We start from the raw sequence: 15,972 nt of genomic DNA on the forward strand, positions 1-15,972 counted from the left end.
AAGCTAGTGTGGATGCACATAAGCGGTGACTTGCCTCATTGTCGCGCTTATGCCGGGAGGTGAGGTGGCGGCCCGGAAAGTCACGTCCGAGAGCCACGCTGAGCAGCCGCAGGCGGGGCGGCTCGGCGTCCTGGAGACCTCGGACGAAGAGCAGTGGAGCGCGCAGACGCTGACGCTGGCTCTCCAGCAGGCGACGACGGGCCTGGGCGGCCTGGGCGCCCTCGTACACAGGTGCGATTCCGCCACCGGGTGCCTGCGCCTGGCGGCGGCGGGCGGGATTCTCCCGGAGGCCGCCGAGGCGTGGGCGGTTCTTCGCACCGCGCAGGACGTGGCGCCCGCACGCGCCCTGCGGTGTGGCGGCTATGTCCATGTGGGCGGGGACAGCTTGGGGATCGGGGCGGCCGGCACGGTGGCACTGCCACTCCCGGGTGCCGACGGGCCGGTCGGGGTGTTGTCCGTGCTCACGGCACGGCCCGCCGAGCCGGACGACGAGCAGCGATCCTTTCTCGCTGCGGTGGCGGCATGGGCCGCCGCGCGCCTGGAAGGCCTGCCCGGCACGGCGCCGGGCCTCACTACGGTGGCCGGGTCCGAGCGGACGGTCCGGATGGGCGAGCTGACCGCGGCGCTCGCCGAGGCCGTCACCACCCAGGACGTCGTGCAGGCCGTCGCGGACCATGTCCTGCCTCCGTTCCGTGCCGACGGGCTCGTGGTCTGGCTGATCGAAGGCGGCCGGCTGTACGTGGTCGGCGCCGCCGGGTACCCAGAGGAATTCCTCCGTCTTGTCGACCGGCTCCCGCTCACCGAAACCGCCCCGGTGACCGACGTGCTGGGCACCGGTGCTCCCCGGTTCATCGGATCGCTCGCGGAGTACTGCAGGCGCTATCCGACGATGGCGCACGTGGCGCAGGCGTCACCGAGGAACGCCTGGGCGTTCCTGCCCGTGATCGCCTCCGGGCGGTACATCGGCTCATGTGTGGTCTCGTTCACCCAGGAGCGCGTCTTCAGCGACGAGGAACGCACCCTGCTGACGGCGTTGAGCGGCCTGGTCGGCCAGGCGCTGGAACGGGCCCGGTTGTACGACGTGGAACACGCCCGTGCACAGGAACTGCAGCGCGGCCTGCTTCCCCGGGAGCTTCCCCGCCTCCCCGTCGCCTGCGCCGCCGCGCGCTACCTGCCCGCAGGCCGGGGCGAGGAGGTGGGCGGCGACTGGTACGACCTGATCCCGCTGTCCGGCGGCCGGGTCGCCATGGTGATCGGCGACGTCATGGGACACGGCATCACCGAAGCGGCGACCATGGGTCGCCTGCGCACCGCCGTACGCACCCTCGCCGACCTCGACCTGCCGCCCGACGAATTGATCGGCCACCTCAACGACCTGGTCAGCGACCTCGGTGACGACTTCTACGCCACCTGCCTGTACGCCGTCTTCGATCCCACCACCCGGACCTGCACGCTCTGCCTGGCCGGCCATCCCCCACCGGTCATCGTCCACCCCGACGGCACCGTGCTGTGCCCCCACCTGACCGCCGACCCGCCGCTGGGCGCCGCGGAACCGCCCTTCGAGATCCACGAACTGCATCTGCCCGAGGAGAGCCTGCTGGTGCTCTGCACCGACGGCCTGGTCGAATCCGCGACCCGTGACGTCGACCAGGGACTGGCGCAGCTCCGCCGGATCCTGGCCCAGGCCGTGCCCCGCATTCCTCACCTCTGGTCAGGACGCCAGGGCGAGGACGTCGGGCGCCTGGAGGATCTCTGCGACACGGTCGTCTCGGCGCTGCTGCCCGCCCGTGAACAGACCGACGACGACGCCGCCCTGTTCATCGCTCACATCCGCGGCACCGCCGCCGACGATGTCGCCACCTGCAACCTCCCCGACGACCCCAGGGCGGCCGGACAGGCCCGCAAATACGTCCGCAGACAATTGGCCATCTGGGGACTGGACGATCTGACGGTCACCACCGAGCTTCTGGTCAGCGAACTCGTCGGCAACGTGATCCGGCACGCGAAGGGCCCCATGCGCCTGCGCCTGCTGCGCAGCCGCTCCCTGATCTGCGAGGTCTACGACGGCAGCCTCAGCACCCCGCGCATCCGCCACGCCTCCTACACCGACGAAGGCGGCCGGGGCCTGCAGTTGGTGGCCGCCCTCTCCCGCCGCTGGGGAGCCCGCTACCTCTACGACGGCAAATGCATCTGGACCGAGCAATCCCTCCCCTGCTGACGCCAGCACGAAACGGCCCCTGCTGGAAGGCGCCATACCGCCGGAGGCATCTTTCCCACGATCCGTGGTCGCAGCCGCAAGGTCACCGACCATCATGCCGACTCCGGTAAGGACGAGAAGGGATTCACGAGGGAGATCATTCCGCCTGCGATACCTTGGCGGAGTGTCGAGTAGCGGGCGCCGTCTGTCGGTCGAGGAACAAGCCGTCATACTCGCACTGCTCGCGCGAGATTTCCCAGGCGTAGACGAACTTCGGGCTCAGGTTCCTTCGGCAGTCGTCAGCGGGCGATGCGGATGCGGATGCGCGACCGTGAATCTCCGCGCAGGGACAGGACCTCGTGCATGCGCCTCACCGGTGCAAGACGGCGTTCTGATCTCCGGCAACGTCCATGGGCGCGATGATGGCGTCCTGCTGATCGTCCAAGATGGCCATCTCTCGTGTCTTGAGGTCTACTCCGTCGACGATGAGCCGGCCCCGCTCCCACGACCTGAGGATCTCATCGTTGACCCGCCCGGCTCCCGGCTCGCGTGAAGTCCCGTGGGGAATCACACGCGAAGATCCACCTTGAACCTGCGGATGAAAGACGATTCGATCAGGCCCTGAGGCTCCGACCTTGCGTCCAGCCCAGGCGACCGGCGGCCCGTCCGGGCAGGCTGGACCGTGTCCCCACCTTGGGAGACAGGTTGTCAATGCGTCTACATCCAGGCGAGCCCGAGGCCGTTGGCTGGCGGGTGGTGACCGTGCTCGACGCCGTCCGGCAGTTGCGCGATGCATCACCCGACGTCATCGGCCGTCCGCGGGTGATCGCGATCGACGGCCGGGGCGGTGCCGGCAAGACGACCCTGGCCGAGCGGCTACGCAAGGTGGTGCCCAACTCCGCCGTCGTGCACACCGACGACATCGCCTGGAACCACGCCTATTTCGACTGGGGCGCCGTGCTCGTCGAGAACATCCTGCGGCCCCTGCACCGAGGTGAGGCGGTGGACTTCCGCCCTGATGCCTGGATCACCCACGACCGGCCCGGAACGATCTACGTCCCCGCTGGTGCCGACTTCATCTGGATCGAGGGCACCGGCATCATTCGCGAAGAGCTTGCCGCGTGGTTGGACGCCTCGGTGTGGATGCAGGGTGACCTCGATGAGCAAGAGCGCTTGTTGGTCGTCCGCGACGGTGACTCCCCTGAGCAACTCGAGCACGTGGCGAACTGGCTGCTGGAGGAACTGCCGTTCATCTTGCGAGAACAGCCGTGGGCCCGAGCCACCATGATCGTCGCCGGCCCTCCGCAGATCGACCACGACCCGGACACCGAGTTGGTCGTCGCCCCGCCGACCAGCCCTTAGGTCGGCCGCCCCGCAGAACGCAGGTGAGCGGTTTGAGATCGAGAATGTCGGGGTGGAGCGCAGCAACTTCACGAAGTTCTGGGCGTAAGCGCTGAAGAATGCCGATCAGCTGAAGTCGCGAGGTTCCGAGCCGGGTCCTTGTGCTGGAGCGGGTGACGGGAATCGAACCCGCGCCGTCAGCTTGGGAAGTCTTTCGTGATCACGGAGTCTGAGCCGGGAAACGCTGACCTGGACGTATGGCGGTCGAGTCACCGTGAGTCCCGCTGCTTCCCACTGATCGCCGGCCGAACGGGCACGCAACGGGCACGGTCTGCCATTTGGCCGTAGCCGTAGCCGTAGTTGTGGCCGTACAGCCGACCGCCGAATATTCAGGTGGACGCGCTGGGCCGAAGCGGCCGAGAATCTAGCGGATGAGCTCATGCCCCTTCTGTCCCATCGGCGCCGGTGACGTGGACAGTGAGCTCGTCGCCTATCGCACCGCCAACGTCTTCGTTCTGCCCGTGCCCTGGCAGCGAGCGAAGAACCTTGGTCACTGTCTCGTACTACCGACTGCGCACGTGACGAGTCTCCATGCTGCCCCTGGCCATCTCTTGGCCGAGCTGTTCGAGGTGGTCGCCCAAGTAACCGCTGCCGTACGGGAGGCGTTCGGAGCACCCGGGAGCATGGTTCTCCAAAACGACAACATCCCAGGCCAGACGCTGTTTCATCTGCACGTCCATGCGATCCCCCGTTCTCCCGGCGACGGATTCATTCTCGCGGACCCCGACAAGCTCGAGATTCCCTTCGAAGTTCGAGCGCAGCAGGCTGCACAACTCCGCAAGGCGCTCACCAGGCGATAGCCCTCGGAGGGTGAACGCCGACCCGGACCCTGTTCTTCTCTGTAGTCACCTCGATTTTCCGTGCAGTTCCCGCCCCACGTGAGGCCGGTCGTGAGTGACCGTGGTCGCCCCCTCGTCACCCTGGCTAATGGCCGGCGAGTGGCCCGGCGATCAGCTCATGAGCTGCACATGTCCATACCGACGAATCTCGAAGCATCGGATGGGCCGCCGCTCACCCGCACCCACTGGCTGGACCGCGATGAAAACGCGTGTTTCTCCGACGGGTTGGCCTTTGCTGGACTCAGAGGATCATGTTCCACGCCCGATCGGAAACCTGCCTCCTGTCCAGAACGGTGCCGGGCGGCCCGCAGTCATACGGACGAGGTCTCCTGCAGGTTCGCCGCGCCGTGGGTTCGTATGACGGAGGCAGGGTAATCTGTATGACATGGAAGGCTGTGGATGAGCAAGCCGCTCCCGATCATCGAACTGCCGTTGGACTGGGACGAGGCGAACGTCGACCACGCGCAGCGGCACGGCATCTCGCGAGAGGAGATCGAACAGGTCGTCCGCAACATGCCTGACGTGCGCCAGTCGCGCAGGGATGGGGAACCGATCCCTGATCACTACCTCCTGGTGGGAGTTACCGATGCGGGGCGACGAGTCACCGTGATCGTTCTCTACCCCGTCACCAAGAAGCGAGACTGGGGTCTGTACGAGCTCGAGATCGCAAGACCGATCACCGCATATGACACACCGAAGAAGGGTGCATCATGACCAAGGCTGAACCGACTGCTCGGGACATCGCCACAATGGCCGAGGCAGAGCGTGCCCAGTGGTTCTACGATAACCGCGAGCAAATGGCCGAGGAGTCCACACCTGCTGTTCTCGATCGTGTCATATCGGTGCGGGTCAGCCCTGATGATCTCGGTTTGCTGACTGAGGCCGCATCCACAGCAGGGATGAAACTGAGCGCATGGTTGCGCAAGGTGGGCCTGGAAGCTGCGGCGATGGCATCGGCTGCCCCGCCTGCAGCAGTGCTGTCAGGCGAGGAGACGCGGCAGCTCCAGGATTCAGTTCAAAACATCGTTGTATTGCTGGAACGAAGTGGGATCAGGCTTGGTGCCGCTGGAGACGAGCGCGAACAGTCGCTGGTCCTGAAGTCGGAACGTCGTACGCGAAAGAAGAAGATCAAGACTGGAAAGTGACGCAAGAAGTGCAGCCATGATCGAGGCTGATGTCGCAAGTTCTCGAGCCGGGTCTTTGCGTTGAGAGCAGGTGACGGCAATCGAACTTGCGCTGTCAGCTTGGGAAGTACCTCGATCACCGCACGTGGGGCCGTTGACCTGGGTCTGAGGCTGGTCGTGAGTGGTCGTGATCAACCCCTCGTCACCCTGGCTTATGGTCCGCGAATGGCCCGGCGGTCACTCCTCCCACTCATCGTGATCGAGCACGAGGTTTGCTGAACCTAGCGTTACTCGAGGTTGAAAGCGTGATGTCGTTAGGGCGGGTGGGGGACGAGTCCGGTGCCGACGAGGCAGCCGTCGAGAACGTCGTGACGGTACTGGAGTCGGCGTAGCCCTTGGCGGACAGAGGTGATCAAATCTTGCGGGTCGGTGAAGGCGCGATTGGCCAAGGTTGTGCGTCGTAGTACCGACCAGATGCCCTCCACCGGGTTGAGGTCGGGGGCGTAGGTAGGAAGCTGGTAGACGGTGAGCCAGTCGTGTTCGGCGATGTAGCGGCGCATCCCTGCGGTCAGGTGGGTGTTGAGGTTGTCCCAGACCAGCACGATCGGGCCGCCGAGCTGGTGGTGGGCGGCCCGGATCAGGTCGCGGTAGTCGGTCCAGGCGAAGCTCTTGCGTCCGTCAGGGCGGGCGTCGGTGCTGGGCCCATAGATCAGACGGGACGGTTGTCGGGGCTTGTAGCAGGCCAGGGCGGCCACCGATAATCGGCGCCGGGAGCGGCCGCGTACGCGCACGATCGGGGTGGCCCCGCGCCGGGCCCAGGTCCGGGTGACCGGCGGCGTCATCGAGAACCCGGCCTCGTCTTCTAAGACGATCCAGGCCCCGAGCGCCGCCGCGGTTGTTCCACCTGCGGCCAGGTCTCCTTCATTCATCCGGCCACCGCGGCCTCGTTGCGCTCGACCGCCCGGCGCGCCGGCACCTGAGCCGACCAGCCGTGCCGCTTGAGCAGAGCAGCCACCCCCTGGATGGTGTAGCTCTTGTGGAACCGACGGCCGATCAGGGTCTTGATCCGGGCCAGGGTCCAGGTCTGGTCCGGCCAGCCGTGCGCCACCGGCCCCTTGTCCAACTCGGTCTCCAAAACGGCGAACAGCTCATCGCTCAGCAACGGCAGCGAGGCCGGGCCCTTGGAGATCAGCGCCCGTTCACCGCCCTGCGACCAGGCTTTACGCCACCGCTGCACCGAGCGGACACTCACCCGCAGATCACGGGCGATGACCGCGTTGTCCTCCCCGGCGACGAATCGGCTGGCCGCCTGGATCCGCAACCGTTCACGGAAGGCCCTCCGCTCCGCGGTCAGTCCGCCACCCTGCGCGTATCGCATGACGATGGCATACCTCGGCGATCACCATCCGTCAGCTACCTGCGACACCACACTTTTAAGGTCAGATAGTTGTCCCTTTCCACTTTCTGGATGGCAGTGAGTGGTCAAGGGTGTGTCGGGCTCGGAGAGCGTGAGAAGGAGTTCAGCAAGACAGCGGAGCGCGATCTTGTCTCCCACGATCACGACCTCGTTCTCGTGTGCCCGGACCGTCAGTCGGTGATCCGTAGGCCAAGATCGCGGCGCTCGATAGTCGGGAGCATATACGGGGATGCGGGCGGTCACGGGTTCGGCTACGTCGGGACGATCGTTCACGCCATCAGTGTCCACGGTTGCGCACCAGCATCTACGCCGACCCTGCTGATCATCCGTTGCCCGCTTTGGACGAGACTAGGCACCTCGGAAGTCCCCCGGTCGGACACTCACCCACGAGTAGTCGGCCTGCCGCGTTCAGCCCGACGCTGCCACCTCGCTGGCCCGCCACCAAGCGATGGCCATCGCGGTCCAGGTCCACAGAGTGGAAAGCCGACTTGGACCGTTACGATCCCGGTCATGGAAAAGCTGGATCCCCGCCGCACCGCATTGGTCCTTATCGACCTGATGACGCGCATCGTTGAGCAGCCCACGGCACCACATTCCGGACCTACCGTGGTGGCCCGCTCCCTCGCTCTGGCCGACGCGGTGCGAAAGGCGGGCGGTCTCGTCGTCTCCGTGCGGGTCGAGCGGCCAGGCGTCGCGGAGCAGCCACCGGGCAGCGAGCTGGTGGAAGGGGTACTCGGCGACCTGGAGATCGTGAAACGCACCTGGGGTGCATTCCACAACACCGGGCTGGAGGAGGCGCTGCGTGAGCACGCCATCGACACCCTGATCATCACCGGGATCGCCACGAACTTCGGCGTCGAGCAGACCGCGCGTTTCGCCGACGAGTTCGGCTTCAAGGTGATCCTGCCCGAGGACGCGGTCACGGCACTCGACGCGCGCGCCCATGAGTTCGCCTTCGACTACATCTTCCCGCGTATCGCTACCGTCTGCACGACGGCCGAGGTCGTGGCAGCGCTGGACTGAGATGACTCACCGACCTCATCTACCAGCACACCGCCATGGAGCGAGACCGGGCCATCGCTGACACGCTGGGCAGGCTGGCCACTGAGGCACGACCTGGCGGCGGAGACCGGAGGCTCGGAATACCGGAAGAGGCCCGCACGCCAAGCTGACACCACCTCGGCCGCCGAGGTGGTGTCGGAGGATCCGCGGTGCGGTCAGGTCGGGATGGCGCCGAGCTGACGCAGCTGGGACAGGACGTCGACGACTCCCCAGATCTCGGCGATGCCGCCGTCGGCGAAGCGGAAGATGAAGATCTCGTTGTAGGAGACGGCTCTGCCAGTGGGCGGCAGGCCTCTGAAGTCGCCCTGGTGGGTCCCGGTCACCGTGTTCCTGGAGACGACCTTGTCCCCCTCCGCGATCATGTCCTTGGCCGCGACGTGCAGGTCGGGGAAGGCGTGCAGGAGTACCGTCCACACCTGCTTGAGCGCCTGCACTCCGGTCAGCTCACTCGGCACCGGCGCGTGGAACAGCACATCCGGATGAACGATCTCGTCGACGGTCTTGGCAATGAACGCCAGATCTCCGGAGTTCACCGCGTCATGGAAGCGGTTGAGTACCGCCTTGTTGGCGGTCGTCTGGTCCGTTGTCATGTGGCTTCTCCTCGAATCGGGGATGGCGGGCGGGACAGGGCAGCCGGCTTCTGACCAAAAGCGGTGGAGACGGGGACCGTCCCTGAGGGCTGCGCCTTGCCGCAATGGCCGCGTCGTAGGCCTGGTAGACGGTGATGGAGTGCGCGTTACAGGGGGCACGGATCTGCCGGTAGGGCACGTTCATGACCTCCAGAGTGGCGAGCGGTGCTCAACCCGGGCAACGGAATAACAGGATGAGAGGCGGGGGTTGGGCTTCTATCCTGTCGATCATGACGGTGGCCTTTCTGTTCTGCGCCGATTCGCTCTGGCCGCGGCGGGTCGATCCGCATTTCGAGGCGCAGGCGCAAGCCGTACGGAACATGGACGGGCGGCTGGCGCTGATCGACCATGACGCGGTCGTGGCCGGCCGGATGGCCGAGGCGGTGGCGCGGGTTCCGAGCGGATTCGGCCCGGCGTGGTATCGGGGCTGGATGTTGCGGGCCGAGCAGTACCTGGCGATGGAGGAGGCGCTGCGCGCCCGCGGCTGCCAACTGCTCGTCAGCGGGCGGGACTATCGCGCGGGGCATGAGTTGCCCGGCTGGATCGACTGTTTCCGGCACCTGACGCCGCAGACCGTCGTGCTGCCGATGGCGCAGGGCACCCCTCCTCCAAATGCGGAACGGCTGGCCCAAGCGGTGGCCGGGTGGAGCGATAGCGGCTTCGTGATCAAGGACTACGTCAAGTCACGCAAGCATGAGTGGTTGGACGCCTGTTACGCGCCGAACCTGGCCCGGCTACCGGATGTGGTGGCCAGGTTCGTCGAGCTTCAAGGTGAGGATCTGGTCGGTGGGTTGGTCATCCGACGCTTCGAGGACTTCGAGCACCGCGAGCTGCGGGTCTGGTGGGTCGATGGTGAGCCGGTGTTCGCCGGCCCGCACCCCGACGACCCTGAAGCCGACCTCGAAGCGCCCGGGGATCTGAGCGATGTACGTGCCGCCGTGCGTCGGCTCGGATGCCGTTTCGTTACCACAGACCTGGTGCGGCGGGCCGACGGTGTCAGGCGGGTGATCGAGGTCGGCGACGGCCAGGTGAGCGACTGGCCACCCGGCGCCGACCCCGCCTTGCTCTACGCCGCACTGCGCGAAGTCGTGGCTACTCCCGGCTGATCAGGGGCTGGGTCGCGGGCCCTTGGCGTAGGGCCTCCTCGGCGACCATGGCGATCTGGTCCTCGGCGACCGGGTCGAGTAGGACCTGGTACACCTACCGCTCGACTCCGCGAGCGGTGAGGACCTCACGCCATGGCCTTCCCCCGCGAGGCTCGCCGGCAAGGATCTGCTCGGCCTTGACATGCATCTGTTCTCTGGAGGGTGGTGACCGGGACCGGCTATTGGCTGCCGACCTGAGCTGCCAGGATCCTCGGCATGCTGATCACTGGATTCGAGGACCACCCCCTCGTCGATGGCTCCTACCTCTTGGACGACCCGGTGTTCTGGGCCATCCATGTCCTGCAGATCGGGGTGATCGGGCTCACGGACATCGAAGAAGCATTCGGCGTGGACATCGTCTACGCAGAAGAACTCGAGGATCAAGTGTTCGATCACGACCATTGGCCTGTCTTCACCGTTCCACTGCGGAGCACAGGCAACATCCATATCGTCTACCGGAACCTAGTTGGCGACATGGGCCTGGACTATGTCCTGACGCACCCCAACTTGCCCGACGATTTCGGCCTCGCCTCAATCGCCGCAGATTTCATTGGCCCAGGCATGTCCTGGCCTGAGCTCATCACCATCGCTCACCAGCCACCTACCGCTGATGACAGAACGCTGCTGGACGCTGCCGGTCGACTGCTCATCCTCCTGCCCGCCCTCGGCGACACTGACCTACCCGACACCGCCGTCCCGACCGTCGCAGCGGCACTTTCCGAATTGACCACCAGCCCAGACCCCAACCACATCGCGGAGATCCTTCTTCGCAACGACAAGGCATACTGGCAACCCGCCACCTGGGATCAACTGAGCAACGGCGCGACCGTCTGCGATGAGCCCCGCAGCCGCCGGTACGGAGTCCCATGGGAATGCGCCACCGACCAAGACGTGACCGTCACCCGCGCCCTCACAGGCACCTGAGATCGGCAACACCCGGCAAGGAGTGCTCCGCTACACGGTCGCGTCGTGGTGACACCCCGGGTGACAGATCTTCATCGCTCGTTGAAGGGGGTCTGTCTTCAGCGGGCCCTCGCGGTGATGACCGGAGCGTCGCTCAGAGAGCTGATGGCGCGCATGGGGCACTCACCGGCGGCCGATCAACGTCTTGATCCGGGCCAGGGTCCAGGTCTGGTCCGGCCACCCGTGCGCCACCGGCCCCTTGTCCAGATCGATCTCCAACACGGTGAACAGCTCATTGCTCAGCAGCGGCAGCGAGGCCGGCCCCTTGGACTCCAGCGCCCGATCACCGCCGTCCGACCAGGCTTTACGCCACCGCTGCACCGGACGCACACTCACCCGCAACTCATGGGCGATGACCGCGTTGTCCTCCCCGGCCACAACCCGCCCGGCCACCTCAATCCGCAACCGTTCACGGAAGGCCCGCCGCTCGGCGGTCAGCCCGCCACCCTGCGCGTATCGCATGACCACGGCACACCTCAGGGATCATCACCCGTCAGCTATCTGCGACACCACACTTTTGCGGTCAGTAGATGCACGACGTCCCCAGGTCGCACAAGTGTTCATCATTCGCACAATACGTAACGTTCCGATAACCAGAGCGAGAGGGGTGGCTGAAGTGCACAGATGTGAGGGATGCCAACTCGTTACGGAGTTGGGGGGTGCACAGTCCGACATCGCCGTGTTAAAACTCCTGATAAGTCGATATCGGGGACAAACAGAGCAGGTGGTGTGGGTGACGTACAAACCTCCCTTCACCTGTGCCCCGGGCGGCGCTCCGCCGGCGGGTCCCGCCACGCTGCGCCGGGCGACACTCTCGCTGGTGCTGCGCGAGCTGCATGCTGCCATGCCCGAGCAGGCGTACGGGTTGCGCGGCATGCCGGTGCCCGACCCCGGCGAACGGGTGGCCGACATCGCCAGAGGCCCGGCCTCTGGCGACCGGCGCATGACGACGGCGGTGGCACAGGTCGGCGAGTGGCTCGGGCTCGGCGGCTCGATCCTGGCCAACCTGTTCAACAACCACATCATCGACCACCCGACCACGATCATGGACTTACCCAGGCCGGCACCTTACTGACGGCCCCACAGACCTGGAGACGGCAACCTCCAGCAACCGCAATATCCGCTACCACCAAGTGGCAATAAGCGCGGCGGCGCGCGCCTTGCCTGACATCCCCCAAGTCAGGAAAGGCTTTTCATGTCACCACGTCATCGAACGTGGGCCGGGCTGCTCGACGCAGCCCTGCCAGAAAACGGACGACGCCCGAGACGTCGCACCGCGACCACGATGGCCTTGGCCCTCATCGCCCCTTTCATCACGCTCCTCACGACGCCGGTGAGCGTCCAGGCCGCCACGGCGGCTGAGCCCGCTTTCAAGGTGCTCGTGGTGCGCAGCACCCAGAACGCGGTGTCGTCGGCCGGCCTGGCCGCGATCCGGGATGCGGCCAGAACCGGTGATTTCACGGTCGTGGCGCCCGGGCCCGCTGACGTGGGCGACCATTTCACGGAGAAGAAGCTGCAGCAGTACCGCGCGGTCGTGTTCTTGGACACGGGTCTCGCGAGCCCGCTCACGGACGCGCAACGCGCGAACTTCGAGAGCTACTTCCGCGACGGCGGCGGCTTCGTCGGCGTCGGCTCGGCGGTCGAGACCGACGAGTCCTGGTCGTTCCTGACCGACGTCCTGGGGACGCGTGCGTCCGGCAGGACCGACGTGCAATCGGGTGACGTGAAGGTCGCCGACCGCGTCCACGACGCGAGCAAGGATCTGCCGCAGCTCTGGTCGCGGACCGACAACTGGTACAACTTCACGAAGAACGTCCGCGGTCTGTCACACGTCCTCGCCACCGTCGTCGAGGACCCGTTCGGGCCGCAGCCGCAGGGCGCCGACCTCGACGGCATCGCCGGGGGCACGATGGGCGCCGATCACCCGGTCTCGTGGTGCAAGGACTTCCAGGGCGGCCGCTCGTTCTACACCGGCCTGGGCAACACGGCCGCGAGCTTCGACGCCGGCCTCACCAAGCACCTCAAGGGCGCGATCGGCTGGGCCGCGGGCCAGGCCGACCCGGTCTACAGCGATTGCGGCGCGACGGTGCTGGCCAACTACCAGCAGACGAAGATCGGCTCGCCGCCGAACCTGCAGGAGCCGATCGGCTTCGACCAGCTGCCGGACGGCCGCGTTCTGCAGACGGACCGCCTCGGCTCGCTGCGCATGCACGACTCGACCACGGGCGTCACCACGGTCGTCGCCAACTTCGCCGACCCGAGCCTGCCGATGACGCAGCAGATCTACTCCGCGGGCGAGGACGGGCTCTATGGCCCGGCGGTCGACGCCGACTTCGCGACCAACAAGTGGGTCTACCTCTACTACTCGGGGAAAGAGGTCACCGACGTCAAGCTGAGTGACGGATCGGTCGTCACCCAGGTCACGCCGAACACCAACCCGCCGAACGTGGCGGCGTCCAAGACCGCGTGGGATCCCTACGTGGGCTATTTCCAGCTCAGCCGCTTCAAGTTCGTCGACGCCACCGACAGCACGCCGGCGCACCTCGACATGGGCTCCGAGCAGCAGATCATGCGCGTGCCGGTCAACCGCCAGGAGTGCTGCCACGTCGGGGGCGACATCGACTTCGACAAGCACGGCAACCTCTGGATGGTCACCGGCGATGACACGCCCGCGGGTGGCATCAACGCCGGCGGCTACGGCCCGTACAACTCGCAGAAGACCGACGAGCAGCAGACCGTGCGCGTCACCAACGCGACGGGCGGCACGTTCACGCTGACCTTCGAGGGCCAGACGACGGAGCCGATCGCGTGGAACGCGGATCGCAATGCGATCGACGCGGCGCTCGAGGCGCTCTCGAACATCGAGGCGGATGAGATCCAGACCAGCGGCGGCCCGGTCAACACGTCGAACGTCAACGTGTTCTTCCGCCGCGGCAAGCAGCAGTCCGATCAGCCGCAGATCACCGCCGACGGCGCCGGCCTGACCGGCACCGCCACGCCGGCGATCGCCACCACCACGGCGCAGGCGGGCGGCTGGTATCAGCGGCTCACCGGTGACTCGCGCCGCAGCGCGCTGAACACCAACGACCTGCGCGGCAAGGTGTTGCGGATCAAGGTCAAGGACGGCGACATCCCCGCCGCCGACGCCAACAAGGCCGACCTCGGCTCCGGCACGGGCGCCTACTCGATCCCGTCGGGCAACCTGTTCCCGCTGGTCGCGGGCGCGCCGCAGGACAAGACGCGGCCGGAGGTCTACGCGATGGGTTTCCGCAACCCGTTCCGGATCCAGGTCGACGAGAACGACGTGGCCTACATCGGCGACTACTCGCCCGACGCCCAGACACCGCAGCGCTCGCACGGCCCGTCGGGCACCGGCCGCTACGAGATCGTGCGCAAGCCGTCCAACTACGGCTGGCCGACGTGCTACAAGCGCGACCTCGCGCACTACGAGTGGAACTTCCACGAGTTCGCGCCCGGCACCACCACCGCGGGCACGCCGCTGAACGACCCGCCTCAGAAGTTCGACTGCGACGGGCCGACGCAGCGCAACGACTCGCTGTGGAACATCGAGGGCGGTCCGACGGTCGAGCCGGGCCTGAGGGACGTCCCGCCGGTCACCGACCCGGACATCTGGTACTCCTACCGCGACAACAACACGAACGCGCCGCTCGGCACCCCGTGCGAGGCCTACTACGCGCCGACCCCGGGCCCGATCGCGCCCGGCTCGACGACCGAATGCCCGCGGCTGTTCCCCGAGCTCTACACCGGCGGCGTCGGTCCGCACGGGGTCACGAAGTACCACTACGACGCGCAGAACCCGAACCCTCACAAGTTCCCGCCCTACTACGACGACTCGGTGATCATCAGCGAGTGGACGCAGGACACGCTGCGCGAGGTCAAGCTCGACAAGCAGAACAACCACGTCCAGAAGATCAACAACTTCCTGGATTGCGGCAGCCGTGCGAACGCCGGGGCAGGCAGGTTCCGGTTCGAGTGCGACAACCCGATGGACCTGCAGTTCGGTTCTGACGGCGCGTTCTACCTGCTGACCTACGGCAACGGGTTCAATGTCATCAGCCCCGACGCGGGCATGTACAAGTGGGAGTACGTCAAGGGCAAGCGCGCCCCGAAGGCCGTGCTCACCACGGACCGCACCGACGGCTCAACGCCGCTGACCGTGAACTTCTCCAGCGACGGCTCGCTGGATGAGGATCCCGGCGACTCGATCCGCTACGAGTGGAACTTCGGCGACGGCTCGGCGATCGAGACCGACCCGAACCCGACACACACCTACACGCAGTCCGGCCGCTACACGGCCGTGCTGACCGTGCTCGACTCGTCCGGCAAGCAAACCTCGACCAGCACCGTGATCACCGTGGGCAACACGAGCCCGACGGTGGTCGTCAATACGCCGGTGGAGGGCGGAACGTTCGCGTTCGGCGACGACATCCCGTTCTCGGTCACGGTCACCGACCCCGAGGACGGGACGGTGAACTGCTCCGAGGTGGAGGTGACGTTCGTGCTCGGCCACGACACGCACGGCCACGCCGAGGAGTCCGTGAACGGCTGCTCGGGCGTGCTCCACACGATCGCCGACGACGTCTCACACGGCGGCAACGTCTCCGGCGTGGTCCAGGCGCGCTACACCGACCACGGCGGTCCGGGCGGCGTCCCACAGCTGACCAAGACCGGCCAGCACCAGATCCGCCAGAAGCACCAGGAGGTGGAGTTCGTCGTCAACCAGTCCGGCACCAACACGGCGAACAACAACGACGGCGGCGCCGGCGTGCACCGCGGCAGCCTGGGCTCGGGCGACTGGCTCCAGCTCAACGGCCCATTCAACCTGACCGACATCGATTCGATCAGGTTCCGCGTGGCGGACGCGGCGAACGGCCGCACGCCCGGGTCGCCGCTGGCGGCGATCGAGGTCCGTCAGGACTCGATCAGCGGGCCGATCCTGACGACGGCCAACCTCGTGTCCACCGGCGGGACGGGGACCTGGACGAGCCAGACGTTCCCGGTCTCGATGTCCGGGACGCATGAGCTGTTCCTGGTGTTCCGCTCGGTCACGGGTGGCGCCACGGGCGGCAACCTGTTCAACCTCAACTGGGCCGAGTTCGTCGGCACGGGCATCGGCAACTAGCGAACCCGCCCGTACAGCGGCAAGAAAGAGAAGAAACTCATGCGGAGAAGAT

14 protein-coding genes are annotated in these 15,972 nt (G+C 66.5%); 10 read left to right on the forward strand and 4 right to left on the reverse strand.

Features of this window, described 5'->3' with window-relative positions:
• Positions 1-64 precede the first annotated feature (64 nt).
• From ACZ6QO_RS31735 to ACZ6QO_RS31755, 5 genes are all read left to right on the forward strand, one after another.
• On the forward strand, positions 65-2,218 hold the full coding sequence (locus ACZ6QO_RS31735; protein ID WP_465856104.1) for a SpoIIE family protein phosphatase: 2,154 nt from the start codon (positions 65-67) through the stop codon (positions 2,216-2,218).
• A 690-nt stretch (positions 2,219-2,908) separates the two neighbouring features.
• Complete coding sequence (locus ACZ6QO_RS31740) at positions 2,909-3,559, forward strand: uridine kinase family protein (protein WP_465856106.1); 651 nt, start codon at positions 2,909-2,911, stop codon at positions 3,557-3,559.
• A 449-nt stretch (positions 3,560-4,008) separates the two neighbouring features.
• On the forward strand, positions 4,009-4,398 hold the full coding sequence (locus ACZ6QO_RS31745; protein WP_465856108.1) for an HIT family protein: 390 nt from the start codon (positions 4,009-4,011) through the stop codon (positions 4,396-4,398).
• A gap of 438 nt (positions 4,399-4,836) precedes the next feature.
• Entirely contained in the window at positions 4,837-5,151 is a 315-nt protein-coding gene (locus ACZ6QO_RS31750; protein ID WP_465856110.1) for a BrnT family toxin, read from the forward strand.
• Positions 5,148-5,582 (forward strand): plasmid mobilization protein, encoded by a 435-nt coding sequence (locus ACZ6QO_RS31755; RefSeq protein WP_465856112.1) that lies wholly within the window; start codon positions 5,148-5,150, stop codon positions 5,580-5,582. The genes ACZ6QO_RS31750 and ACZ6QO_RS31755 overlap by 4 nt, the downstream gene beginning before the upstream one ends.
• A gap of 293 nt (positions 5,583-5,875) precedes the next feature.
• On the opposite strand, the gene ACZ6QO_RS31760 is transcribed toward ACZ6QO_RS31755, so the two are convergent.
• On the reverse strand, positions 5,876-6,490 hold the full coding sequence (locus ACZ6QO_RS31760) for a transposase (protein WP_465856114.1): 615 nt from the start codon (positions 6,488-6,490) through the stop codon (positions 5,876-5,878).
• Complete coding sequence (locus tag ACZ6QO_RS31765) at positions 6,487-6,939, reverse strand: winged helix-turn-helix domain-containing protein (protein WP_465856116.1); 453 nt, start codon at positions 6,937-6,939, stop codon at positions 6,487-6,489. The genes ACZ6QO_RS31760 and ACZ6QO_RS31765 overlap by 4 nt, the downstream gene beginning before the upstream one ends.
• 549 nt (positions 6,940-7,488) lie before the next feature.
• On the opposite strand from ACZ6QO_RS31765, the gene ACZ6QO_RS31770 reads away from it, so the two are divergent.
• The gene (locus ACZ6QO_RS31770) at positions 7,489-8,001 is read left to right on the forward strand and encodes an isochorismatase family protein (RefSeq protein WP_465856118.1); all 513 of its coding nucleotides are present in this window, start codon (positions 7,489-7,491) and stop codon (positions 7,999-8,001) included.
• Between the two features lie 194 nt (positions 8,002-8,195).
• Here ACZ6QO_RS31770 and ACZ6QO_RS31775 read toward each other — a convergent pair whose 3' ends face one another.
• A complete protein-coding gene (locus ACZ6QO_RS31775) occupies positions 8,196-8,630 on the reverse strand; it encodes an ester cyclase (RefSeq protein ID WP_465856120.1) in 435 nt (144 codons plus the stop codon).
• A 269-nt stretch (positions 8,631-8,899) separates the two neighbouring features.
• Here ACZ6QO_RS31775 and ACZ6QO_RS31780 point away from each other — a divergent pair, with 269 nt between their 5' ends.
• Both ACZ6QO_RS31780 and ACZ6QO_RS31785 read left to right on the forward strand, forming a co-directional pair.
• Positions 8,900-9,775, forward strand: a complete 876-nt coding sequence (locus ACZ6QO_RS31780) for an ATP-grasp domain-containing protein (protein WP_465856122.1) — start codon at positions 8,900-8,902, stop codon at positions 9,773-9,775.
• Positions 9,776-10,030: 255 nt separating this feature from the next.
• The gene (locus tag ACZ6QO_RS31785; RefSeq protein ID WP_465856124.1) at positions 10,031-10,738 is read left to right on the forward strand and encodes a hypothetical protein; all 708 of its coding nucleotides are present in this window, start codon (positions 10,031-10,033) and stop codon (positions 10,736-10,738) included.
• 162 nt (positions 10,739-10,900) lie between these two features.
• Here the strand turns inward: ACZ6QO_RS31785 and ACZ6QO_RS31790 are convergent, their stop codons facing one another.
• Positions 10,901-11,239 (reverse strand): helix-turn-helix domain-containing protein, encoded by a 339-nt coding sequence (locus ACZ6QO_RS31790; protein WP_465856126.1) that lies wholly within the window; start codon positions 11,237-11,239, stop codon positions 10,901-10,903.
• A gap of 271 nt (positions 11,240-11,510) precedes the next feature.
• Between ACZ6QO_RS31790 and ACZ6QO_RS31795 the strand changes: the two genes are divergently transcribed.
• A complete protein-coding gene (locus ACZ6QO_RS31795) occupies positions 11,511-11,852 on the forward strand; it encodes a hypothetical protein (RefSeq protein WP_465856128.1) in 342 nt (113 codons plus the stop codon).
• A 210-nt stretch (positions 11,853-12,062) separates the two neighbouring features.
• Positions 12,063-15,920, forward strand: a complete 3,858-nt coding sequence (locus tag ACZ6QO_RS31800) for a ThuA domain-containing protein (RefSeq protein WP_465856130.1) — start codon at positions 12,063-12,065, stop codon at positions 15,918-15,920.
• The last annotated feature ends 52 nt before the right edge of the window (positions 15,921-15,972 follow it).

The sequence above is a fragment of the Sphaerisporangium sp. NPDC049457 genome (assembly GCF_055586705.1).